At 51.3% G+C, this 24,802-nt stretch carries 18 protein-coding genes; 5 read left to right on the top strand and 13 right to left on the bottom strand.

Going from position 1 to position 24,802, the window contains the following annotated elements:
- Nucleotides 1-20: 20 nt before the first annotated feature.
- On the bottom strand, nt 21-1,955 hold the full coding sequence (gene sltY, locus GZ59_RS18695) for a murein transglycosylase (RefSeq protein WP_011095397.1): 1,935 nt from the start codon (nt 1,953-1,955) through the stop codon (nt 21-23).
- 468 nt (nt 1,956-2,423) lie between these two features.
- Between sltY and ettA the strand changes: the two genes are divergently transcribed.
- Nucleotides 2,424-4,091, top strand: a complete 1,668-nt coding sequence (ettA, locus tag GZ59_RS18700) for an energy-dependent translational throttle protein EttA (protein ID WP_011095398.1) — start codon at nt 2,424-2,426, stop codon at nt 4,089-4,091.
- 83 nt (nt 4,092-4,174) lie between these two features.
- Here ettA and GZ59_RS18705 read toward each other — a convergent pair whose 3' ends face one another.
- Nucleotides 4,175-5,875, bottom strand: a complete 1,701-nt coding sequence (locus tag GZ59_RS18705; RefSeq protein WP_039293807.1) for a methyl-accepting chemotaxis protein — start codon at nt 5,873-5,875, stop codon at nt 4,175-4,177.
- A gap of 255 nt (nt 5,876-6,130) precedes the next feature.
- Nucleotides 6,131-7,036 (bottom strand): LysR family transcriptional regulator, encoded by a 906-nt coding sequence (locus tag GZ59_RS18710; protein WP_039293809.1) that lies wholly within the window; start codon nt 7,034-7,036, stop codon nt 6,131-6,133.
- A 119-nt stretch (nt 7,037-7,155) separates the two neighbouring features.
- Between GZ59_RS18710 and GZ59_RS18715 the strand changes: the two genes are divergently transcribed.
- A complete protein-coding gene (locus GZ59_RS18715; RefSeq protein WP_011095401.1) occupies nt 7,156-8,157 on the top strand; it encodes a zinc-binding alcohol dehydrogenase family protein in 1,002 nt (333 codons plus the stop codon).
- A gap of 196 nt (nt 8,158-8,353) precedes the next feature.
- Here GZ59_RS18715 and serA read toward each other — a convergent pair whose 3' ends face one another.
- On the bottom strand, nt 8,354-9,586 hold the full coding sequence (gene serA, locus GZ59_RS18720; protein WP_011095402.1) for a phosphoglycerate dehydrogenase: 1,233 nt from the start codon (nt 9,584-9,586) through the stop codon (nt 8,354-8,356).
- 294 nt (nt 9,587-9,880) lie between these two features.
- Nucleotides 9,881-10,540 (bottom strand): ribose-5-phosphate isomerase RpiA, encoded by a 660-nt coding sequence (gene rpiA / locus GZ59_RS18725; RefSeq protein ID WP_011095403.1) that lies wholly within the window; start codon nt 10,538-10,540, stop codon nt 9,881-9,883.
- 239 nt (nt 10,541-10,779) lie between these two features.
- Here rpiA and GZ59_RS18730 point away from each other — a divergent pair, with 239 nt between their 5' ends.
- Nucleotides 10,780-11,673 (top strand): LysR family transcriptional regulator ArgP, encoded by an 894-nt coding sequence (locus tag GZ59_RS18730; protein WP_039293812.1) that lies wholly within the window; start codon nt 10,780-10,782, stop codon nt 11,671-11,673.
- A gap of 91 nt (nt 11,674-11,764) precedes the next feature.
- On the opposite strand, the gene GZ59_RS18735 is transcribed toward GZ59_RS18730, so the two are convergent.
- From GZ59_RS18735 to tkt, 7 genes are all read right to left on the bottom strand, one after another.
- Nucleotides 11,765-12,490, bottom strand: a complete 726-nt coding sequence (locus GZ59_RS18735) for an oxidative stress defense protein (protein WP_039295262.1) — start codon at nt 12,488-12,490, stop codon at nt 11,765-11,767.
- A gap of 205 nt (nt 12,491-12,695) precedes the next feature.
- Nucleotides 12,696-13,310 carry an arginine exporter ArgO gene (gene argO / locus GZ59_RS18740; RefSeq protein WP_039293815.1) on the bottom strand — a complete coding sequence of 205 codons (615 nt, stop codon included), beginning with the start codon at nt 13,308-13,310 and terminating at the stop codon, nt 12,696-12,698.
- Between the two features lie 206 nt (nt 13,311-13,516).
- Nucleotides 13,517-14,377 (bottom strand): small-conductance mechanosensitive channel MscS, encoded by an 861-nt coding sequence (gene mscS, locus GZ59_RS18745; RefSeq protein ID WP_011095407.1) that lies wholly within the window; start codon nt 14,375-14,377, stop codon nt 13,517-13,519.
- A 122-nt stretch (nt 14,378-14,499) separates the two neighbouring features.
- Entirely contained in the window at nt 14,500-15,576 is a 1,077-nt protein-coding gene (gene fbaA, locus GZ59_RS18750) for a class II fructose-bisphosphate aldolase (protein ID WP_011095408.1), read from the bottom strand.
- Between the two features lie 137 nt (nt 15,577-15,713).
- Nucleotides 15,714-16,877 carry a phosphoglycerate kinase gene (gene pgk, locus GZ59_RS18755; RefSeq protein ID WP_039293819.1) on the bottom strand — a complete coding sequence of 388 codons (1,164 nt, stop codon included), beginning with the start codon at nt 16,875-16,877 and terminating at the stop codon, nt 15,714-15,716.
- Between the two features lie 72 nt (nt 16,878-16,949).
- Entirely contained in the window at nt 16,950-17,966 is a 1,017-nt protein-coding gene (gene epd, locus GZ59_RS18760) for an erythrose-4-phosphate dehydrogenase (protein WP_039293823.1), read from the bottom strand.
- Nucleotides 17,967-18,279: 313 nt separating this feature from the next.
- Nucleotides 18,280-20,274 (bottom strand): transketolase, encoded by a 1,995-nt coding sequence (gene tkt / locus GZ59_RS18765; protein ID WP_039295265.1) that lies wholly within the window; start codon nt 20,272-20,274, stop codon nt 18,280-18,282.
- Nucleotides 20,275-20,684: 410 nt separating this feature from the next.
- Here tkt and loiP point away from each other — a divergent pair, with 410 nt between their 5' ends.
- Nucleotides 20,685-21,437 (top strand): metalloprotease LoiP, encoded by a 753-nt coding sequence (loiP, locus tag GZ59_RS18770; protein WP_011095412.1) that lies wholly within the window; start codon nt 20,685-20,687, stop codon nt 21,435-21,437.
- 677 nt (nt 21,438-22,114) lie between these two features.
- Nucleotides 22,115-22,660 (top strand): helix-turn-helix transcriptional regulator, encoded by a 546-nt coding sequence (locus tag GZ59_RS18775; protein ID WP_039295268.1) that lies wholly within the window; start codon nt 22,115-22,117, stop codon nt 22,658-22,660.
- Between the two features lie 58 nt (nt 22,661-22,718).
- On the opposite strand, the gene speA is transcribed toward GZ59_RS18775, so the two are convergent.
- On the bottom strand, nt 22,719-24,698 hold the full coding sequence (speA, locus tag GZ59_RS18780) for a biosynthetic arginine decarboxylase (RefSeq protein ID WP_039293828.1): 1,980 nt from the start codon (nt 24,696-24,698) through the stop codon (nt 22,719-22,721).
- Nucleotides 24,699-24,802 lie beyond the last annotated feature (104 nt).

The following is a 24,802-nucleotide window of genomic DNA, read 5'->3' on the forward strand; positions in this document are numbered from 1 at the left end:
AGCAATCGCAACGCCTCGTCTCAATAACGCCGCTGCCATTCTGCATCCGTCAGCACATTGGCTGGCTGATGAAGGAAGTTGCGATAGAAGACGTCATAGGCCAGCACATTTTTCACGTAACCCCGTGTTTCCGAAAACGGAATACTTTCGATAAACGCAACGGGATCGATACGCCCAGCGCTGTTTCTCAACCAAGTATTCACGCGCGACGGCCCGGCGTTGTAAGCCGCGGAAGACAGAATGCGGTTACTGCCAAATGTCTGGTACACGTACTCCAAATAGCTTGTTCCCAACAGAATGTTGGTCTCAGGATCAAATAGCTGACTGCTGTTCGTGTAGAACGTGATATTGCTCATTTTAGCGGTATGCTGCGCCGTCGCGGGCATCAGCTGCATTAGGCCCGATGCACCAACAGGGGAACGCGCTTTTGGATTCCATGCGCTCTCCTGACGGGCAATCGCCATCGCATAGCTCTGGCTAATCCCTTTCCCCTGCGTTTCACGGCGGAATTCGTCATTCCAGGCGAGCGGGAAACGCTCTTCCAGATGATCCCACAGCTTCGCAACAATCGTCGCCTGCACGCTCAAATCCGCCCAGCGCTGTTCAAACGCATAGCGAGCCAGCGCTTCCTGCTGCGGTTTGCTACGATTCGCCACCAGCCCAACCCACTCGCTCCGTGCCAAATTATCCATCTGCCAGAACATTAATTCCCGCACGCGGGTGATTTCCGGTAGCTGAGACAGAGAAGGGTCTGGCTTCACCGCCGTCATGATAGTAATGGGATAGCGCTCGTTCAGTTTCTGCGCCGCCGCCATAGGGTAGAACCCGCGCTCCTGCATCAGGCCACGTAATATCGTCTCGCCTTCCTGACGTTTACCTTGATCCAACAGCGCTGTTGCGCGCCAATAGCGCCATTCGTCTTTCTGCAACGCCTCCGCCGGTAAGCGTGCCATCCAGCTCGTCAGCCCCTGACGATCGCCAGCACCCAACGCCATCCGCACCCGACGCTCCAGCAACGTAGTCGACGTACTTCGCCGCACCACATCATCCCGCCACTCTGCCTGCTCTGGCGTAGCGTCGTTACCCATCAAACGCCAGGCGATGGTTTCTTCCATATCCTGACGTTCTGCGGCGCTCATCTTCTGCAAACGGGCAATGATCGGCAACATCGAACGGGCATTATCCGTATCCTGACGCGCTGTGCGCGTAAAAGCCGACAGCGTGACTTTACGGGTGAAATCTGTGGGCCCCACGGTACGGGCGAAGCTCTCCAGCGAATTAGGATCGTTCTGAAGTTTCAGCAGTGCATCGCCCATCGTTTTATAATCGTCAGGTAACTGCTTGATGAGGTAGCTCACCAGACTACCGCTGCCTTCATCCATGGCCAGACGCGCGCGCTCCAGCGTCGTCAACGGCGTCTGTTCGCCTGCTTGCTGCCATACAGAGAAGAGTTTATCGCACACGGTAGGGAGCGAACGCCCGGTCAGCCAGATATCACGCGTGGCTTCCCACACGCCCTGACGCTGGCCGGTTGCCCACTGGGCATAATAAAAGTTACAGCGGGCACTGACCGGCTTCGGCGGCTGTGGGCTAAATGCCAGCAGCCCGTTCCAGTCCTGACGGCGCGCCAGTTCATTCACAAAGCTGGTGGTGAGGTTGCGGGCGGGCGGCAACGTGGGATGGGTGGCTATAAACTGTTTCACCTGCGTCGCACTGACCTGACTCAGATCCTGCGTGAGCGAGCGGTATTCAAGATAAGGATAAAGTGGGTAACTGCGCAGCGTCGGCATCAGTTGCACTACCGTGTCCATCTGGTTACTGTCCCATGCCTGCTTAACTTGCTGATAGCGCTGACGCTGCTCGTCTAAAGAATCCGCCAGCACATGACCGGAAGCCCCAGCCAGACAAACCGCCGCAACGGCGTACCACCAATGACCTGCTTTCATCACCTGCATTAACCTCATCCGTTATCGAACTTGCTATCGGCATCCTTCATCGTATCGATACCCCTATCCTATACCCAAAATAATTCGAGTTGCATGAAGGCGGCAACCGCATGAATCCCCAGGAGCTTACTCAGGTAAGTGACTGGGGTGAGTAAGGGCAGCCAACGCACAAGCAACTTGAAGTATGACGGATATATCGGGCAGATCTAGTGTGGCACATCATGCCAGACAACGGTATGCCGATCCGCAAACCGATCCTGAAATTCATCAGACGGGCATACGTCTCAGATCGGCCATGGCAAATCGCCGGATAGCTGGGATCGCGGGCTGAAACCCGCTACACTTCGTACTTAGAATAATGTGCTTAGAATAATCGAGCCGCTGCTAAAGCATATCCTTCAGCAGCGCTATTAATTACCCATGGTCACCCGCTTATGGTGACAAATCATAGAGATAAGAGAGAGGCGAAGTCGCAACGTGGCTCAATATGTTTATACCATGCATCGCGTCGGTAAGGTCGTTCCGCCGAAGCGTCACATTCTGAAAAACATCTCCCTCAGTTTTTTCCCCGGTGCCAAGATCGGCGTACTGGGTCTGAACGGGTCCGGTAAATCAACGCTGTTACGTATTATGGCTGGCATTGATACGGACATCGAGGGTGAAGCTCGCCCACAACCTGGAATCAAAATCGGCTATTTGCCGCAGGAACCGCAGTTAAACACGGAGCACACCGTGCGTGAGTCCGTGGAAGAAGCAGTTTCAGAAGTCGTGACTGCGCTGAAACGTCTTGATGAAGTCTATGCGCTGTACGCCGACCCGGATGCAAATTTCGATAAACTGGCTGCCGAGCAGGGTCGACTGGAAGAGATCATTCAGTCGCATGACGGCCATAACCTGAATAACCAGTTAGAGCGCGCGGCGGATGCCCTGCGTCTACCAGAGTGGGATGCGAAAATCGCGACCCTGTCTGGGGGTGAACGTCGCCGCGTTGCGCTGTGCCGTCTGCTGCTGGAAAAGCCAGACATGCTGCTGCTCGACGAACCAACCAACCACTTGGATGCCGAGTCGGTAGCCTGGCTGGAACGCTTCCTGCACGACTTCGAGGGCACAGTGGTGGCGATTACCCACGACCGTTACTTCCTCGATAACGTAGCAGGTTGGATTCTGGAGCTGGACCGTGGCGAAGGCATTCCGTGGGAAGGTAACTACTCTTCCTGGCTGGAGCAAAAAGATCAGCGTCTGGCACAGGAAGCTTCTCAGGAAGCGGCACGCCGTAAATCCATTGAGAAAGAGCTGGAGTGGGTTCGTCAAGGTGCTAAAGGCCGTCAGTCCAAAGGTAAGGCTCGTCTGGCGCGCTTTGAAGAGCTGAACAGCACGGAATACCAGAAACGTAACGAAACCAACGAACTGTTTATTCCACCTGGTGCTCGCCTCGGCGATAAAGTGGTGGAAGTCACCAACCTCAGTAAATCTTACGGTGAGCGCCAGTTAATCGACGGGCTTTCTTTCTCCGTACCGAAGGGCGCGATTGTCGGGATTATCGGCCCGAACGGTGCAGGTAAATCGACGCTGTTCCGCATGATGTCTGGTCAAGAACAGCCAGATGACGGCACAATTGAGCTGGGTGAAACGGTGAAACTGGCGTCAGTAGACCAGTTCCGCGACGCGATGGATAACAGCAAAACCGTCTGGGAAGAAGTCTCCGGCGGGCAAGACATCATGCGTGTCGGCAACACCGAAATGCCTAGCCGTGCCTACGTTGGCCGTTTCAACTTCAAAGGGGTTGATCAGGGCAAACGCGTTGGTGAGCTATCTGGTGGTGAGCGTGGTCGTCTGCATCTAGCTAAGCTGTTGCAGGTAGGCGGCAACGTACTGCTGCTCGATGAACCTACCAACGACCTGGATATCGAAACCCTGCGCGCGCTGGAAAACGCCCTGCTGGAATTCCCTGGCTGCGCCATGGTGATCTCGCATGACCGTTGGTTCCTCGACCGTATCGCCACGCACATTCTGGATTATCAGGATGAAGGTAAAGTGGAATTCTTCGAAGGCAACTTTACCGAGTACGAAGAATACAAGAAGCGTACATTGGGCGCAGAGGCGCTGGAGCCTCACCGCATCAAATACAAGAAGATTACTAAATAAGCCGTCACCAGACGTCATAAACAAATGGCCCGCAATGTATTGCGGGCCATTTTTCTTTCCAGTCATGCTTCATCTACTGGGAATCAGAACGTTTCCCAATTTTGATTACTGTTGCCTTTGCTGCTTCCGGCAATAGCCATCGCTGGCGCTAAACGCGGTTGCGGCGCAGATTTCGGCAATGATGACCTCACTTGCTGGACTATACCGGACAGCTTGAATACCGCGACAGCCTGCGTCAAACGCGCAGCCTGCTCTTCAAGTGAAACAGCAGCCGCCGATGCTTCCTGCACTAACGCTGCATTCTGCTGCGTTGCGCTATCCATTTCAGACACGGCCTGACTGACCTGCCCAATACCACGACTCTGTTCGTCAGAAGCGGAAGCAATTTCCCCCATGATATCAGTCACGCTGACGACCGCACGGACAATCTCGCCCATGGTTGTCCCAGCCTGAGCCACCAGCCCAGAGCCGGTATTCACCAACCTACCAGATTCGCCAATCAGCGTTTCGATTTCCTTCGCCGCCTGCGCACTACGCTGCGCCAGATTGCGAACTTCACCCGCAACGACGGCAAAACCACGCCCTTGTTCGCCTGCCCGCGCCGCCTCTACTGCGGCGTTCAGCGCCAGAATATTGGTCTGGAAGGCGATACTGTTAATAACGGAAGTGATCTCGGAAATGCGTTTTGAACTAGTGGAAATATCCTGCATCGTGTCCACCACGCCTTGCACAATTTGCCCGCCTCTCTCTGCTTTTTCAGAAGCATTTTTCGCCAACTGGCTGGCATGATGAGCATTGTCAGAGTTCTGTTTCACCGTTGCGGTCAGCTGTTCCATGCTCGCTGCGGTTTCTTCCAGAGCGGCTGCCTGCTGCTCGGTACGTGAAGAGAGATCGACGTTACCCGCCGTAATTTCTGACGATCCTTGATAGATCGAATCCGCACCTTCGCGCACGATCGTAACCGTATTCGTCAGTTCCGCCTGCATGTTCTGAATATTCGTACCCAGGGTGCCTATCTCATTACGCCCCATCGCCATCGGTGGCAATGTCAGGTCACCTGCTGCAATTTTCTGGATACGTTCAACCAGTCTATTGATTGGTGCAAGGATCACATTGCGCACCATGATGTACGCCATGATTGCCATAATGACGGATAAGGCAAACGAGCCCGCCATCATCCAGTATCCCAGTTGGGCGTTCTGTTCCGCCCGCTGATTGATATCCTGCGCGGCTTTTGTCAGTTCAGTCACTTTTTTACGTACAGGAACGCTAAACTCTTCATCTAACGTGCGCGCCAGCGTACTTTCTAACGACACCAGATCTTCAAATTCACCATCACTTGTGGCTTTCTGCATCAAGACAATCGCATTATCGCGATAGTTGGTATAAGCCTTGAGGATATCCTCGTCCAAGGCTTTTTCACTCTCCAGTCTGTCGGGACGCGCGAGATATTCATCAAGGCGTTTCTGTGAGGCTCTGACCCGACCAGAGGCCTGGTCTGAAGCAGCTTTAAATACTTCGTGATCGCTAATACGGTTTGCCGCACCAGCCTGAATGAGCAGCAGCCTGGCAACACGCAGCTGATCGAGACTACTGCTGATACCCGCGCGAATATCAGACAGCTCATTTGCCTTATCCAGTGAATCATTACTCTGCTTTAAGAAATAGCTCGCTGTGCCAATAGAAAGCGCAAAGAGAATCAGGATAATTGAAAAAAGAGTAATAAATAACGATACGAGACGTATATTGTTGATGTAACTCAACTTCTCTTTTTGAACAGACATCGATTGCATTCTCATTTTCACCATCACTGGTCTACATTATCTCTATCACTAATCAATGTGACAGAGCCCGAATATCACCGTGACAAAACGCCACGCAGGACATGCCTTTCATAAAAAAGTCAAAAGGAACCAAGATTGTTATCGGCATTCCCAATCTAAAACGCACCTAAAATAAGTTGATAGAAATCACGTTTCAATAAAAATTTACGATTGAACGTAAAAATGAAACAAAAATCTCTGCGCAATATATCACTGTTACTTTTTCAAAAGTATTGAGTAATCATCTAACGCGCGATGCTGTAAAACGAAGTCGATGAAACACGCTAATGCGGGCGAATTTAACTTGCGGCTGGGGTACACCAGATAAAGCTCATTGGCTTCCGCCTGCCAATCCGGCAGAACCCTAACCAACTTTCCAGACACAGCTTCATCTCGGCAGAGAAAGTCCGGCAATAGCGTAATCCCAGCCCCCGCAATAGCGCACTCGCGGGCGTAAAGCAGATTATCTGTAATGTGTGCGTCAGGTAATAGCCAACGGTAGAGTTCTGAACCGCGATGAAGGAGCCATTCTGTCCAGGCATGATGCGCAATACAGCGGTGTTGCTGGAGCTGCTGCGGATGAAGTAATGCCGAATGCCGTGCAAGATAGTCAGGCGATGCCAGCAAATATCGCGGAGTCTGCCCGAGTGAACGTCCAATGAGTGACGAATCGTGAGGTTTACCGGTGCGAAAAGCGACATCAAAGCCCTCCTGCACCAGATCGATCACCGCATCTGAAATCAGAACATCCAGCGATACCGCCGGAAAGCGCTGCTGAAACTCAGCGGTGAGTCGCGCCAGCAGTGTGGAACCTAACCCCGCAGGGCTGGTAATACGTAGTCGTCCGCTGGGGTTATCACGCAAGCGCTGTATGGCGAGATCGGCACGCTCACTGGCTTGTAGCATCTCCTGACAGTGAATCAGGTAACGTTCACCAGCAAACGTCAGATTTAGCTGGCGCGTCGTTCTGTTAAGCAGTCGCAGGCCGATCTGCTGTTCGAGCTGGCTAATACGCAGGCTCAGGCTGGATTTTGCTAATCCCGCTTTTCGCGCCGCCTGTGTAAAGCTGCCACACTCGGCCACCAGCGCAAAGAGCGCCATATCCTGCAATTGTTTAAACATCATTGTTCATCTCAGCCGAACACTTCATTATTTATTGTCCATCTTATCAGCCCTATCTCAGTGTTCTACACTTTGTCCTATTCACAAGACCCTATTCTGAAAATAATGAGGAACACACCATGACCGCTCATGCGATAGCCGTTGATCCACAACAGCCAGAAAATTTCATCACCATCACGCAGGACATTCCCGAGCCCGGTGAATACGATCTGTTGATCGGTGTAAAAGCTATTTCCGTCAACCCGGTTGATACCAAAGTTCATGCTGGGTTACGTCAAAATGGGTTACAGCAACCCAGAATTCTCGGCTGGGATGCCAGCGGTATCGTGCTGAAAACCGGCAGCGCCGTTAGCCACCTTCAGGTAGGTGATGAAGTCTGGTACGCTGGCGATATCACCCGACCCGGCAGCAATACTACCCATCAATTGATTGATTCACGTATCGTGGCGCGTAAGCCTGTGTCTCTGGATTGGCCTGCGGCTGCTGCACTGCCGCTCACCGCGCTGACCGCATGGGAAGGGTTGTTCGAGCACCTGAAAATACAGCAGGCCGATAGCGAGAAAACGTTGCTGATTATCGGCGGCGCGGGTGGCGTAGGTTCGCTCGCGATTTCTCTGGCGGCATTACGCAGTTCGGTGAACATCATCGCCACTGCGTCACAGCCTGACTCGGCAGAGTGGTGCCGCCAGCGCGGCGCACATAAAGTCGTGGATTATCGTAATCTGGTCGAGGAACTGGCAAAGGAAGGGATCAAACAGGTCGATTATATTTTCTGCCTGAACGACACCGACGGACACTGGGACGCCATCAGCAAACTGATCGCGCCAATGGGCCACATCTGCACTATCGTGGAAAACAAAACCCCGCTCGACCAAACGGCGCTAAAACTCAAAAGTGCGGCGCTGCATTGGGAACTCATGTTTACCCGCAGCATGTTCACCACACCGGATATCGCGGAACAGGGGAACATTCTGCACGAAGTCGCACAGCTGGTTGATGCAGGAAAACTTCAGGGTACCGCCAGCGAAACGCTGCAAGGGTTAACGGTAGAAACGCTGAAGCAGGCTCATGATAAAGTGCTGGAAGGGCATATGCGCGGTAAGATCGTTATCGCGCTTTAATAAATGAGGTTGCTGACAAAGCCCGTAGAGCGAGAGTAACGGATAGATCGTAAAGACGCTGTGAATACATCCTTGTACGCTCGGCTTGCGCCATCCCTGGCGCAAACGCTTTACTCTTCTATTCCGTTACTCCCGTTTTCATTCAGTAAATAGACTTGTCAATGGGCTGATAGTGCATTCACTGATCAATCAGACATCAGAACAGCAGACGGGCACGAATAGTGCCGGGAATCGCCTTCATCAGTTGCAGTGCCGTTTGCGCACCGTCGGTTTCTACATCAATCACCACATAACCAATTTCAGGTGTCGTTTGCAGATACTGCGCAGCAATGTTAATGCCCTGCTCAGCAAAGATCTGGTTAATTTTGGTAATCATGCCAGGACGGTTTTCATGAATGTGCAGCAGGCGGCTAGCGCGTGCGCCATGAACGGGCAGCGACACTTCTGGGAAATTCACCGCAGACAGCGTAGAGCCGTTGTCTGAATATTTCGCCAGTTTCCCTGCAACTTCATCACCGATATTTTCCTGTGCTTCCTGCGTGGATCCACCGATATGCGGCGTCAACAGCACGTTATCAAACTCGCACAGCGGCGACAGGAATGGCTCGCTGTTCGTTGCCGGCTCCTGTGGGAATACGTCAATCGCTGCACCGGACAAATGCTTGCTGCTTAGCACTTCACACAGAGCGGGAATATCAACCACCGTACCGCGAGCGGCGTTAATCAGGATTGCACCTGGTTTCATCAGTGCCAGTTCTTCCGCGCCCATCATATTATGCGTACTTTCATTTTCCGGCACATGCAGGCTCACCACGTCGCTCATATTCAGCAAATCGGACAGGTGGCGCACCTGCTGAGCATTGCCCAGCGGCAATTTGCTTTCAATATCATAGAAATAAACGTGCATACCCAGGCTTTCAGCCAAAATACCCAACTGCATACCGATATGGCCGTAGCCGATGATTCCGAGCTTTTTGCCGCGAGCTTCAAACGATCCCACAGCCAGTTTGTGCCAGATACCACGGTGCGCTTTCGCGTTCGCTGCCGGGATACCGCGCAGCATCAGCAGCATTTCGCCGATCACCATTTCTGCCACGGAGCGGGTATTGGAAAAAGGGGCATTAAACACTGGGATACCGCGTTTGGTCGCGGCCGACAGTTCAACCTGATTAGTCCCGATACAGAAACACCCTACCGCGATCAGTTTTTCCGCAGCAGCAAAAATCTCTTCTGTCAGATGGGTACGCGAGCGGATCCCCACAAAATGCGCGTCGCGGATAGAAGCTTTCAATGCTTCAGGATCCAGCGCCCCTTTGTGGAACTCGATGTTGGTGTAACCCGCTGCACGCAGGTTATCCAGCGCGCTCTGGTGCACGCCTTCCACTAACAGAAACTTAATCTTGTCTTTTTCCAGTGATACCTTTGCCATTTCCCGACCTTATTTTCAGACTTCAAATGTGACAGAGTGCTAAATAGCCTCTGCCAACATAACAAAAATTACGCAGTCAGCAATACAAACGATTGCTTCGCCCAAATCGCGCCACAGAGAAGCGCACCTGATTTATGGCAAAAAATATTGCCAAAGATGTGCATCGCCATATCGGCGATAAACAAAATAAGAAAATGTGATATTAAGTACCAAAAATGAGCCGTTAACTAAATAGATTTTTTTAGCTAAAAAATTTCTGACATGACCGTCCACCACGTCAGAACGATCATACACTCATTTAGTGACGGTTTTTACACCATCAGCCGTACCGACTAACGCCACATCCGCACCGCGGTTGGCAAACAGCCCAACGGTCACGACGCCAGCGATACCATTAATGTGGTTTTCTACCGCGACCGCATCCATGATATTCAGGTTGTGTACATCCAGAATGACGTTGCCATTATCCGTCACTACACCTTGACGATATTCCGGCTGACCACCCAGCTTCACCAGTTCACGCGCCACGTAAGACCGCGCCATTGGAATGACTTCAACTGGCAACGGGAATTTACCCAGTACATCAACCTGCTTTGACGCATCAACAATGCAGATGAACTGGCGCGACAGTGCCGAAATGATTTTCTCACGGGTCAGAGCAGCACCACCGCCTTTGATCATCTGCATATGACCGTTGATTTCATCCGCGCCATCCACATAAACATCCAGCGAATCAACATCATTGGCATCAAAAACGGGAATGCCCAGACTTTTCAATTTTTCCGTTGAAGCATCCGAACTGGAAACCGCGCCTTTGATTTGATGTTTTATCGAACCCAGCGCATCAATAAAGTGTGCTGCCGTCGATCCGGTTCCTACTCCCACGATGGTGTCAGGGCGAACATAGTCAAGCGCTGCCCATCCCACTGCTTTTTTCAGTTCATCTTGCGTCATAATCTGCTTTTGGCCTGTAGAATCGATATACGAAAACGTGTGCGTATTATAGAACATGCGCGTTGGGGAAAGCGTGCAATTCACCTCACCACCGATGCATTATTTCACGCGTGCAATGTCACACGTACCGTGCTGAATCGTGATTTCACACGATAGCCAAAATAAGATTTCTGCATGGCAAACCAGCAAAATGTGGCATAGTGAAAAAAAACAGACTCATTCAGGGGATTTTGACTTTCATGAAACGCCCGGACTATCGAACGCTTCAGGCTCTGGATGCCGTCATCCGCGAACGTGGTTTTGAACGCGCTGCCCAAAAATTGTGTATTACCCAATCTGCCGTTTCGCAGCGTATTAAACAGTTGGAAAATCTGTTCGGCCAACCGCTGTTGGTCAGAACCATCCCGCCCCGCCCAACGGAACAAGGGCAGAAGCTCTTGGCTCTGCTTCATCAGGTAGAATTACTGGAAGAAGAGTGGCTGGGTAATGAAACCAACAGCGATATTCCACTGCTGCTGTCGTTGGCGGTGAACGCCGACAGTCTGGCGACCTGGCTGTTGCCAGCGTTACAGTCGGTGTTGGTGGATTCTCCCATTCGTCTTAATTTGCAGGTCGAGGATGAAACGCGCACCCAGGAAAGATTGCGTCGGGGTGAAGTGGTCGGTGCGGTGAGTATTCAGTCTCAGCCGCTACCAAGTTGTCTGGTGGATAAACTGGGTGCGCTGGATTATCTGTTCGTTGCGTCGCCAGCGTTCGCCGCCCGCTATTTCCCGAATGGTGTGACGCGCTCTGCGCTGCTGCGTGCCCCTGCGGTTGCCTTCGACCATCTGGACGATATGCATCAGGCTTTTTTACAGCAGAACTTTGATTTGTCGCCGGGCAGTGTTCCCTGCCATATTGTGAATTCATCGGAAGCCTTCGTACAGCTGGCACGACAGGGCACGACCTGCTGCATGATCCCGCATCTGCAAATCGAGAGAGAGCTTGCCAACAACGAATTAGTCGATCTGACGCCGGGGCTGTTTCAGCGCCGGATGCTCTACTGGCATCGCTTCGCGCCGGAAAGTCGGATGATGAGAAAAGTGACGGATGCCCTGCTATCACACGGCCATCAGGTACTGAGACAGTCATAACGTACTGAGAAAGTGATATTGATGTCGTTATAAAAACCAACAGGCCTGTCTAAACAGGCCTGTTGGTACGATCAACTCGCTAGCACATTTCTTATTGCGTGCGCTGCAACTCAAATACGACATCCACCTGATCGTCAAAGTGAATGGTTTGTTGTTCATACGTTTGCGCTGCTTCGCTTTGTGCTGCCGCATCTGCTGTTTTAAACATCCGTGCCATTGGCATCGGCTGATAGTTGGCAACATGGTAGCGAACGCTGTAGATCGGTCCCAGCTTGGCGTTGAAGCCCTGTGCTAGCGATGCAGCCTGACTCGTCGCCTGTTCGATGGCTTTCTTACGCGCTTCATCACGATACGTTTCCGGGTTAGCAACGCCCAGTTCTACCGTGCGAATTTCATTCAGCCCTGATTTCAGCGCACCATCCAGCAGTTCGTTCAGTTTATCTAACTGACGCAGCGTCACTTCCACCTGACGCACCGCACGATAGCCTTTCAGCACTGAACCACCCGTTTTCAGATAATCATATTCTGGCTGCGTGCGTAAATTTGCAGCATTAATATCTTTTTTCTCAATGCCGTTTTTACCTAGAAAATCAAAATATTGTGCAACGCGAGCATCGACCTGCTTTTTCGCGTCCGCCGCATCCTTTGATGACACACTCACTTCAATTGCCAGACGCGCAATATCGGGTGTCGCGTCTACGCTGGATGTCCCCGACGTCACGATATGCGGGCCATCCGGCAGTTCCGCAGCCTGTGCGGCAATCGACACGCCACCAAACCCTACTGCGGCGGCCAGCGCCAGTGCATTGAGCTTCATCATACCTCGCTTCACACTCTCTCCTTACTTATGTTTCGTCACGCATGTGGCTCAGCGGATTTATCCTGCTTCGGCACAGCATGTTCCAGAATGAAAGATACAAGAAGGGTATCTTTTACCAGACAACATAACGTATTACTGACTCCACACAATATAGGTGAATTTCTGAAACGCAGCGTAAAGCGGTGTTATTTATTTCTAACCACTATTGCCAGCCGTGACGCGCCAGCTGCAAAGCGATTCCCCACATCACCACACCGACAAAAAAGTTGATAACTCGCTGTACCCGAGGTGTATTCAGCCACGGTGCCAGCCAAGCTGCCAATAACGCCAGCGCAAAGAACCAAGTGAAGGAAGCGGTCATCGTCCCCAGCGCAAACCAGCGTCGGGCGTCATCCGCAAACTGGCTCCCCAAACTCCCCAAGACCACGAAAGTATCCAGATAAACATGGGGGTTAAGCCAGGTCACTGCCAACATAGTGGCAATAATCCGCCAGCGGCTCTGCTTCATCACGTCAGCACTGGTTAGCGTAATATTCTTGCTGAAGGCCGTTTTCATTGCTCCCCAGCCGAACCAGAGCAAAAACGCAACGCCGCCCCAAGTCACCGCTCCTAACAATAACGAAGACTGGTTGAGCAACGCGCTACCGCCAAAAATACCCGCGCTAATCAACACCATGTCACTCACGGCACATAGCAGCGCCACCATCAGGTGATACTGTCGGCGAATTCCCTGATTCATTACGAATGCATTCTGTGGACCCAGTGGCAGAATCATCGCTGCCCCTAACAGAACGCCCTGTAAATAGACCGCCCACATACTTCTCTCCTACGCTATTTATTGTTGTCGCGAGGAGTTTATGAAAGCCGATTAAATAAGTGAAATTGAATATTCTAACGCTACATTAGGTACGCTAATGTGCTGAGGATGGAGGGGAGGAAATGTTAGTTGAGAGGACGATTTCTGACGATGCACCATGCCAATATCGGGACATGGTGCATACCTAGAGGCTTTTGTCAGCGAGTTTATTCTGGCTGTTTCGCTGCGGATTGTATGCTGTGCAGGTGCACATCCATCTGCGGATAAGGAATGCCAATACGGTGCTCATCCAGCACGCGTTTAAAGCTTTCTAACAGATCCCAGTACACCGCCTGCGCATTGCCGTTGGTCGTCCATACCCACACCACAAAATTCAGCGATGACGCCGCCATTTCATTCAGGCGAATAGTGACGCCTTTGTCATGCTGGATACGCTCATCCGCCGCAACAATATCGCCCAATAGCTTTTTCACTACGTCAATATCGGCATCATACGCCACGCCAACAATAATTTCGGTACGGCGATCCGGCTCACGCGAGCTGTTGATGATGTTGCCAGCGATGATCTTGCCATTTGGAACCACGATAATTTTGCCATCAGACGTGCGCAGCGTTGTCGAGAAGATCTGCACCTGCGTGACCGTACCGGACACGCCGCCCAAATCCACCCATTCCCCAGTACGGAAAGGCCGGAAAATCACCAATAAAACGCCTGCGGCAAAGTTGGCTAACGACCCCTGTAATGCCAGACCAATAGCCAAGCCCGCAGCACCCAGCACGGCAATCACCGATGCCGTCTGTACACCAACCCGACTCAATACTGCAATCAGTGTGAACGCGATAATGCCATAGCGAACCAGCGCAGACAGGAAATCTGCCACGGTTGAATCGATAGAACGGTTAATCATCAGTTTATTAATGGTGCCGGAGACTATCCGTGCGATCACCAGACCAACGATGAGGATCACTAATGCTGCAACAATATTCACGGCATACTGCAAAAACAAGTCCTGATGAGTCACCAACCAGTTCCCTGCCTGATCCAAACCCGTATTAAGTTCTTCCATTTAAAAGCTCCTGTTTTTTAATCACTGGGAAAGCATAACGTCCACCACTGAAACCGCAACATCGCCCCAAAAATTAAGGCTCCCGCAGGAGCCTTAGCATCAAACTATGTCTGTCGTCTTACTCAGAGCACATCAACAGCATTGAGCTCTTTGAAGGCTTGTTCCAGACGAGCAACCATGCTTGTCTGGGCGGAACGCAGCCACACACGTGGATCATAGTATTTCTTGTTCGGCTGATCGTCGCCTTTCGGGTTGCCCAATTGAGCTTGCAGATAGGCTTCGTTTTCTTTGTAGTATTTCAGGATACCTTCCCACGTTGCCCACTGGGTGTCGGTATCAATGTTCATTTTCACTACGCCGTAGCTGACCGAATCTTTGATTTCCTGAGCGCTGGAACCAGAACCACCGTGGAACACGAAATCCAGGCTGTTGTGTGGCAGGTTATGTTTCTTGGAAACATATTCCTGAGAATCACGCAGGATGGTCGGGGTCAGCTTCACGTTACCTGGCTTGTATACGCCATGCACGTTACCGAAAGAGGCGGCGATAGTGAAACGTGGGCTAATCGCGTTCAGTTTGGTGTACGCGTAATCAACATCTTCTGGCTGGGTGTACAGAGCAGAAGCGTCCATGTGGCTGTTATCCACGCCGTCTTCTTCACCACCAGTGCAACCCAGTTCGATTTCCAGGGTCATATCGATTTTGGCCATACGCGCCAAATATTTAGAACAAATTTCGATGTTCTCTTCCAGAGACTCTTCAGACAGGTCAATCATGTGAGAAGAGAACAGCGGTTTGCCGGTAGCAGCAAAGTGTTTTTCACCCGCGTCCAGCAGGCCATCGATCCACGGCAGCAGTTTTTTCGCACAATGGTCAGTGTGAAGAATTACCGGAATGCCGTAATGCTCAGCCATTTGGTGCACATGATGAGCGCCAGAAATCGCACCCAAAATTGCCGCCTGCTGGCCTTCTGCTTTCAGACCTTTACCCGCGGTGAATGCTGCGCCGCCGTTAGAGAACTGAACGATTACCGGCGCGCGCACTTTGGCTGCAGCTTCCAGCACAGCATTGATTGAGTCGGTACCGACACAGTTCACTGCTGGCAAAGCGAATTTGTTTTCTTTTGCTACTGCGAAAACTTTCTGAACGTCATCACCAGTGATGACACCGGGTTTTACGAAATCAAAAATTTTAGACATGTTACGTGTCCCGTTTCGTTGGCCGTGGAGGGGTTAAAGAAATCGATGTTAAATCGACAGGTTGTCCCAACACGATATTGTGATAACTACCTGTCGAGACAACCACAGGAAAGGGAAAAAGCACCCCTTACCTTAAATTACTGCTTGGCGCGTTCTTCCAGCATAACGACTGCTGGCAGTTTTTTCCCTTCAACGAACTCCAGGAATGCGCCACCACCAGTAGAAATGTAGGAGATCTTGTCTGCAATACCAAACAGATCGATCGCAGCTAGCGTATCGCCGCCACCTGCGATAGAGAATGCGTCGCTATCCGCGATAGCACGAGCGATAATCTCGGTTCCTTTACGGAAATTCGGGAATTCGAAGACGCCAACTGGGCCATTCCACAGGATGGTTTTGGCATTCTTCAGAATTTCAGCCAAACGCTCAGCGGAAACATCTCCCAGATCAAGAATCTGCTCTTCGTCTTTAATTTCCGTAACAGACTTCAGCGTTGCAGCAGCAGTTTCAGAGAACTCTGACGCTACACGCACATCGCTCGGAACAGGAATATCACACGTTTCCAGCAGCTTTTTCGCTTCAGAAATCAGGTCTGCTTCATACAGGGACTTACCTACATTGTGGCCTTGTGCGGCAACAAAGGTATTGGCGATACCGCCACCCACGATCAGCTGATCGGCGATTTTAGACAGTGAATCCAGTACGGTCAGTTTGGTAGAAACTTTAGAACCGCCCACAATGGCGACCATCGGACGGGCTGGTTTGCTCAGTGCTTTACCCAGCGCTTCCAGCTCACCAAACAGCAGCGGGCCCGCACAAGCGATAGTGGCAAATTTACCTACGCCGTGGGTTGAAGCCTGTGCACGGTGCGCCGTACCGAAGGCGTCCATCACGAACACATCGCACAGTGCCGCGTATTTCTTGGAGAGCACTTCGTCGTCTTTCTTCTCGCCTTTGTTAAAGCGGACGTTTTCCAGTACAACCAGCTCGCCTTCGGCGACATCAACACCATCTAGGTAGTCTTTCGCCAGACGTACGGGAGAAGAGAGTTTCTCTTTCAGGTAGTCAACAACAGGCAGCAGAGAAAAATCTTCGTTGTACTCGCCTTCGGTCGGACGTCCCAAGTGGGAAGTGACCATAACGCGAGCGCCTTGTTTCAGAGCGATTTCGATGGTCGGCAGAGAGGCACGGATGCGCGCATCAGACGTCACTTTCCCTTCTTTTACTGGTACGTTCAGATCCGCACGAATAAGAACACGTTTACCAGCCAGATCCAGATCGGTCATCTTAATTACAGACATGGTGAATCCTCTTGTTGATTCTCTTTTAAAGTTGCTTGAGCGAGATAGCGACCCCTGATCGCCACCGTCGTACTAGAAACCGCAGGCCGCCATCGCACGTGTTGTATCCAACATCCGGTTGGCAAAGCCCCATTCGTTATCGCACCAGACCAATGTTTTAATCAGATGCTGACCACTGACCCGTGTCTGCGTGCCATCGACAATGGCACTGTGCGGATCGTGGTTAAAATCAGCTGACACTAATGGCAACTCAGTATAATCAACTATACCACGAAACGACTCATGCGCTGATTTTTGCAATAGTGCATTAATTTCATTCACATTTACGGCTTTCCTGACGCTGACGCTCAGGTCAATTGCCGTGACGTTAATCGTCGGCACCCGCACCGAGATCGCCTCAAAGCGATCAACAAACTGTGGAAAAATACGGGTGATCCCCGCCGACAGTTTAGTATCTACCGGAATGATCGACTGGCTGGCAGCGCGAGTACGCCGCAGATCGTGATGATAAGCATCGATCACCGGTTGATCGTTCATCGATGAGTGAATCGTCGTCACCGTACCATTCTCAATACCGAAGGCATCATCCAGCAGCTTGATCACCGGGATAATACAGTTGGTTGTGCAGGACGCATTGGAAACAATGCGATGTCCGCTTTCCAACCGATCGTGATTGACGCCAAACACCACCGTGGCATCCAAATCCGTCGTTCCCGGATGAGAAAACAGCACTTTCTTCGCACCTGCCGCCAGATGGGCTTCCCCATCTTCTCGGCTACCGTAGACACCACTGCAATCCAGTACGATATCTACACCGAGTTCTCGCCAGGGCAACTGCTGGATCTCTACCTGATGCAACAGGCGAATATCGTCATCACCGACATAAAGCTGATCGCACTCCTGACGAACATCCCACGAAAAACGGCCGTGACTGGAGTCATACTTGAGCAAATGCGCCATGCCTTCCGCGCTCGCTAGCTCGTTAATCGCCACCACGGTAATCTCGGCTCGGCGGCCCGATTCATACAATGCACGTAAAACACTGCGGCCTATGCGGCCAAAACCGTTTATCGCAATACGGATCGTCATGGCGTTCCTTGTGGTTCCTTATGTCATGGCAGGTATACCCAACGCATAGAATATACCCTTCTTAGACACCAGAGAACCCCTGGAAAAACGCCGTCAGCACAACAACTGAAACGCTTCAGCTAGAATAAACGAATTAACGCATAAAAGAAATATTCTCGTCTGGCACACGCGAGAAGAGTGACCTGCGTCATAAAAATAAAAAATCTGGACTTGGGGATCTAACAAAATGTGTCGAGCGGTAGGGACAAATTAAAGATGAAAAAAAGCCGCCAATGTTAGCTGACGGCTTCTCATATCAGGATTAGAGGCGTGATTACTTAAGCAGCGCCTGCGCTTTTTCGACCACGTTATCGACAGTGAAGCCAAACGCTTCGAACAGCAGCTCAGCCGGCGCAGATTCACCGAAGCTTGTCATACCGACAATCGCGCCGTTCAGGCCGACGTACTTGAACCAGTAGTCTGCGATACCCGCTTCAATGGCCACGCGCGCCGATACCGCTTTCGGCAGCACAGCTTCACGATAGGCCGCGTCCTGCTTGTCGAACGCATCCGTTGACGGCATGGACACCACGCGCACCTTGCGGCCAGCGGCTGTCAGCTTGTCATACGCACCGACAGCCAGTTCGACTTCAGAACCGGTGGCAATCAGGATGAGTTCCGGCTGGCCGTCGCTGTCTTTCAGCACGTACCCGCCTTTCACCACGTTCGCCAGCTGTTCAGCGGTACGCGTCTGCTGCGCCAGATTCTGACGCGACAGGATAAGTGACGTCGGGCCGTCCTGACGCTCAATCGCGTATTTCCACGCCACCGCGGTTTCCACCTGGTCTGCCGGACGCCAGTTGCTCATGTTCGGCGTTACGCGCAGGCTGGCCAGCTGTTCAACCGGCTGGTGCGTCGGGCCGTCTTCGCCCAGACCGATGGAGTCGTGGGTGTAGACGTAGATGCTGCGGATTTTCATCAGCGCCGCCATACGCACGGCGTTACGCGCGTATTCCACAAACATCAGGAAAGTCGCGGTGTACGGCACAAAGCCACCGTGCAGCGCAATCCCGTTGGCAATGGCGGTCATACCGAACTCGCGCACACCGTAGTGGATATAGTTACCCGCGTGGTCTTTATCCAGCGATACCGAGCCGGACCAGATGGTCAGGTTGCTCGGGGCCAGGTCGGCAGAGCCGCCCAGGAATTCCGGCAGCAGTTTGCCGTAGGCTTCCAGCGCGTTCTGTGACGCTTTACGGCTGGCGATTTTCGCCGGATTGGCCTGCAAATCCTCGATAAATTTCTGTGCATCTGCCTGCCAGTGGGTCGGCAGTTCACCGCCGGTACGGCGTGTGAATTCGGCAGCCAGTTCAGGGTACGCGCTGGCGTAGGCAGCAAATGCCTCATCCCAGGCCGCTTCCTTACGCTGACCGGCCGGTTTGGCGTCCCAGGCGGCATAAATATCCGCCGGAATATCAAACGGCGCGTGCGTCCAGCCCAGCTGTTCGCGGGAAGCCGCGACTTCCGCCTCGCCCAGCGGTGCACCGTGCGAGTCGTGCGTGCCGGCCTTGTTCGGTGAACCGAAGCCAATCACGGTTTTGCACATCAGCAGCGACGGTTTATCGGTCACCAACTGAGCTTCGCCGATAGCGCGTTTGATGGCGTCCGCATCGTGACCGTCCACGCCGCGCACCACGTGCCAGCCGTAGGCTTCAAAGCGGGCGGCGGTATCGTCGGTAAACCAGCCTTCTACGTGACCGTCGATGGAGATGCCGTTGTCATCATAAAACGCGGTCAGTTTGCCGAGCTTCATGGTGCCTGCCAGCGAGCAGACTTCGTGAGAAATCCCTTCCATCATGCAGCCGTCACCGAGGAAGGTGTAGGTGTGATGGTTAACAATGTCGTGGCCCGGGCGGTTGAACTGCGCCGCCAGCGTGCGCTCGGCAATCGCCATACCGACCGCATTGGCAACACCCTGACCCAGCGGGCCGGTGGTGGTTTCAACGCCGGCGGTGTAGCCGTATTCAGGGTGACCCGGAGTTTTGGAATGCATCTGACGGAAGTTTTTCAGTTCTTCAATCGGCAGGTCGTAGCCGGAGAGATGCAGCAGGCTGTAAATCAGCATGGACGCATGACCGTTGGACAGCACGAAGCGGTCGCGGTTGGCCCAGTTGGGGTTGGCCGGATTATGGTTAAGATAATCACGCCACAGCACTTCGGCGATATCGGCCATGCCCATCGGTGCGCCCGGGTGACCGGATTTGGCTTTCTGCACCCCATCCATGCTCAGCGCGCGGATAGCATTGGCAAGTTCTTTACGAGAGGACATGCTTGACTCCAGATCGGATTGAACGAATGCCATTCCTGTATAATCCATATTATTCAACAAGTTAAACAGGAATGACAAAATAAATATGATTACAAATGTACATGAAAAATGTAGCGAATGCACATGGAACCGTGAGCAAAAAACAGGGATTTATCGGCTAACAAGTCAATGGCGGTTCTTTTATCAATTGTGCAGTTGATTGCAGCGCCATACGCCATGTTTTCCAGTGGGTTCACCTTTATCTACCGTACTTTTTTGGAACGCACGAAAACAAAACTCATTGCCTGTTGGCTATTGAAAAGAGTACAAATCAGATCTTCAGATCTATTTCTCAATGCTGTTTTCGGGTAGTTTATAGCCGCTTTTCTTTCGTATTAAAAAACAAACACAATCGTAGGGAGATGATTTTTATGGCAATTCGTTCTTCTGTACTGGCCCTGTGTGTAGCAACCTTGCTGACCGGCTGCCAGAATTTAAACACCAATACCTTAATGCAATCCGGCGCACAGGCTTTCCAAGCTGCAACACTCAGCGATGCTCAGGTTAAAGCGCTCAGCGACCAGTCCTGTGAACAAATGGATAAAGAAGCAAAGATTGCCCCTGCCGATAGCAAATACACGCAGCGCCTGAATAAAATTGCGGATGCGCTGGGCCACGATATCAACGGCACGCCAGCAAACTACAAAGTCTATCTAGAGAAGGATGTTAACGCCTGGGCAATGGCTAACGGTTGCATCCGAGTATATAGCGGTCTGATGGACATGATGAACGACAATGAAGTGGAAGGCGTACTCGGCCACGAAATGGGCCACGTTGCGCTGGGACACACGCGTAAAGCGATGCAGGTTGCCTATGCTGCGACTGCCGCACGGACCGCAATCGCCTCCGCTGGCGGCGTAGCAGCGTCATTATCGCAATCACAGTTAGCCGATCTGGGGGAAAAACTGGTTAATTCTCAATTCTCTCAATCCCAGGAAAGTCAGGCTGATGACTATTCCTTTGATTTGCTGAAGAAACGCGGCATCAACCGGGAAGGTCTGGCGAGCAGCTTTGAGAAACTCGCCAAATTGGATGCTAGCCATGAGAGTAGCATGTTTGATTCCCACCCTTCCTCTGAAGGGCGCGCCAAACACATCCGTGAACGCATTACTGCCGAGAAATAATCTCACACGCTGATTATTCGCAAAAAATGCGCACTGGGGCAATTGAAAAAATCTCAATTGCCCGCTAGTCATCCGACCACTATCATCCCCGTCATATTCGCTGTAAGCTGTTAAAAAACAGCGACCTTCAATCACCGCCATCATCACTATGATAGGATTTAAGAATTAATAGATATAAATAGATAGCTATTTTCAATCATATTTACCCTCCGTTCTCTTTTTAAGAAACGATACTCAGCAGATTTCCAGATGTAGGAACGCAACTGAGAGAATGAATGCGGCGGTATACGGAAAAACAGGCAACCACGATTAACGCAGACATACACGTCGTAATAACAGTAAGGATGGATAACCCCATGTATTTAAAGATAGAAACAAACCAGTAAATCAAGCATACTATGTTAAACCAATAAAATTTCTTCCAGTTTAATCATATAGATATATGATAAAACCTGTTGCCGCTCCCGCAGGTTTCTCTAGAGGCTCCATCTTTTAGCGATTTAAATGCATTTCAGGATCGCAATTTCTTAATAACTGGATAACATCAGCAACGATTATTGGTTTGTGGCCACTTTCAGACAATAAACTCATATGTGTTAAAAATCATGGATGTGAGAATTTTCAGTAAATGCAATTTTACCACGGTAGGATTACGGGAAATCCTATCGAGTATTCCTATACTCTCGATAAAGCCCGTCAACAGGTTTACGCTGCAACAAGGAAAGAAAAAATGTATTTTCATCATTGACGGCAGTAGCGAGGGCTTTGAGGAATACTATGAGTCGATAAGAACTCACTTTTATAATATGGCGTCATCGTTCGTTATCATCAATAATTCCCCCAATCACCCCCCCGTGTGCATTGACGAAAAAACGATTCTTATTTCAAAGTCAGCAGCCATCGATTCGTTTTATAAATTACTCGATTTCGTCCACCTCCACGACCGCCGTTTATTCAGTCCCGTCAGGCTATCAAAATCTGAATATGCCGTATTCCAGTATTGGTGTGCGGGCTACACAGCGGAAGCGATTGCCGATCTCATCGGGTTAAATAAGAAATCAGTACTGAACAGTAAATCAAGATTACTGAATAAATATGGCGTTCAGGATAAAAACTCTTTACTGCTTATTGCTAAAATTATCTTCAAAGACAACGTCATTGAAGAATTTGATTCCCTTCCAAAACCAGCAGCCGATATCAATATGATTAATTCGCTTATCTGATCGATAGACGAAAAAAAGGGATGCACACTCGCATCCCTTTTCACTTAGTCAATCACACTTACTCATCTTCCAAATAAGTATAACCGTACAGCCCGGTTTCAAACTCTTCCATGAACTGCGCCTGAAGTTCAGCATCCAGGTCGGTTTCTTTAACCTGATCGCGGAAACGAGTCATCAGTACTTTAGGGTCAAGTTGCACATATTCCAGCATGTCAGCAACCGTATTCCCTTCGTCAGACTCTTCAATCTCAACGGTACCGTCCTGGAAGACAAACACGTCAACGGTCGACGTATCGCCAAACAGGTTATGCATGTTACCCAGAATTTCCTGATAGGCACCGACCATAAAGAAGCCCAGCAGCGGCGGGTTTTCTGGATCGTAAGGCGGCATCGGCATCGTCGTCGCGATTCCGTCACCATCGACATAATGATCGATCGTGCCATCAGAATCACAGGTGATGTCCAGCAGTACAGCACGACGCTCAGGCGGTTTATCCAGCCCTTCCAGCGGCATTACTGGGAACAGCTGATCGATACCCCATGCATCCGGCATAGATTGGAACAGAGAGAAGTTGACATACAGCTTGTCAGCCATCCGCTCTTGTAATTCATCAATCACTGGCCGATGCGCACGATTGCTCGGGTCCAACTGTTCCTGAATCAACTGACAGATGCTCAGATAAAGCTGCTCTGCCTTCGCACGCTGTGTCAGATCCAACATGCCGTGCGTGTACTGGGTATGCACATCGTGCAAGTCCATCTGGCTGTCATGCAACCACTCACGCAGCGAACGGCGTTTCCCTGGTTGCTTGATTTCCTTCCAGGTTGACCACAGGCTTTCCAACGCACGCGGGGCATCCTCTTCCGGCTCAGTAGGTTCGCTGAACTCGTTACGCTCAACCCCGATAATATTGGAAACTAACACGGTATGGTGCGCGGTGACCGCTCGGCCGGATTCAGTAATCACCGTTGGATGCGGTAACCCGTGTTCATTACAGGCATCGCCGATACCCCAAATCACGTTATTGGCGTATTCGTTCAGGCCATAGTTGACTGAACAGTCGGACTGAGAACGAGTTCCTTCATAATCCACGCCCAAACCGCCACCAACGTCAAAGCACTGGATATTCACACCCAGTTTATGCAGCTCGACATAGAAGCGCGCGGATTCACGCACGCCCGTCGCGATATCACGGATATTTGCCAACTGTGATCCCAGATGGAAATGCAGCAGTTGCAGGCTATCCAGCTTTCCAGCTTCACGTAGCATCTCAACCAGTTGCAGAACCTGAATCGCCGCCAAGCCAAACTTGGATTTTTCGCCGCCGCTGGATTGCCACTTGCCCGATCCCTGAGAGGCCAGACGCGCACGGACGCCGAGGCGCGGCACCACATTCAAGCGCTCAGCTTCTTCCAGCACCAGCCGGATTTCGGACATCTTCTCGATGACCAAATAAACCTTGTGGCCCAGCTTTTCGCCAATCAGCGCCAGACGGATGTATTCACGGTCTTTGTAGCCGTTACACACAATCACAGTGCGGGTCATGCCGGCATGACCCAGTACCGCCATCAGCTCAGCTTTTGAACCGGCTTCCAGACCCAGCGGCTCACCGGAATTGGCCAGTGACTCAATGACGCGACGATGCTGGTTAACCTTGATCGGATACACCAGAAAGTAGCCGCCTTCATAGCCAAACGATTCGCGAGCCTGTTTAAACGCAGCGTTAATAGAACGCAGGCGATGCTGAAGAATTTGCGGAAAGCAGAACAGCGCAGGCAGGCGCTGATGGTTCTCTTTCTGCATATCTTTGACCAGTCTGGCCAGATCGACGCGCGCTTCTGGGACGTCGGGATCCGGGCACACGCTAATGTGGCCAAGTTCATTGACGTCATAGTAATTATTGCCCCACCAGGCAATATTGTAGGTACGAAGCATTTCGCTGGCATTACGGTCATTCATGGCAACCTCCTGCATAGAGCGCAAATTTTCATGTTTACCCGTCGCTGACGAGCCGTGATGAATCATGTCGTCAGACATAACGAACCTCTTCTTTTTCTAGACTGCTGATCACATCAGTACCTGAATAAACAGCCCACATGAGCATACCTGCAACATGCGGCATCGACAGTGAAAAAACCGGC

Source organism: Pectobacterium atrosepticum (assembly GCF_000740965.1).
GTDB classification, from domain to species: Bacteria; Pseudomonadota; Gammaproteobacteria; order Enterobacterales; family Enterobacteriaceae; genus Pectobacterium; species Pectobacterium atrosepticum.